The organism is Pseudomonas huaxiensis, assembly GCF_003231275.1.
In the GTDB taxonomy this organism is placed as follows: domain Bacteria; phylum Pseudomonadota; class Gammaproteobacteria; order Pseudomonadales; family Pseudomonadaceae; genus Aquipseudomonas; species Aquipseudomonas huaxiensis.
The window spans coordinates 1-401 of the sequence record NZ_QKVL01000183.1; the positions used below are offsets into that span (position 1 = coordinate 1).

At 43.1% G+C, this 401-nt stretch carries 1 protein-coding gene; it reads right to left on the minus strand.

Going from position 1 to position 401, the window contains the following annotated elements:
* Window positions 1-86 precede the first annotated feature (86 nt).
* A partial coding sequence (locus DM374_RS32810; protein ID WP_110973539.1) for a hypothetical protein occupies window positions 87-401 on the minus strand: 315 nt, incomplete at its 5' end.

Genomic DNA, 401 nt, shown 5'->3' on the forward strand with positions numbered 1-401 from the left:
AAAAAGGGGACAGATTTATTTTCGGCTACTTAGAAAAATAAATCCGTCCCTTTTTCAGTCCCTTTTCACTAATAAACGCCTCTCACCTAGACTGGAAACTTCGTTGAGTAACGCTCTTCTAATCTTTCAGCAGACCTTAGAACATCGCCTCCATCATCAGGAAAGAAAGCAGAGTAAACATCAGCTGCAATTTTCATCAGGGAAACGTAGTCAGGCACTGCGATACTTGAAGTTTCCACTTCGCCCAAAAAGAAACTGACCTCACTGAAATCTCCTGGATCGTCCCAGTCCTGATCAAGAGAGTAGAAAAAACCTTCACTCACAGAGAAGCCAACTCCTCGCGAAGCGTCATAGATAAACGCTGAAAAATTAGTCCTACCCCTCACCATAGAAGCCTCTAT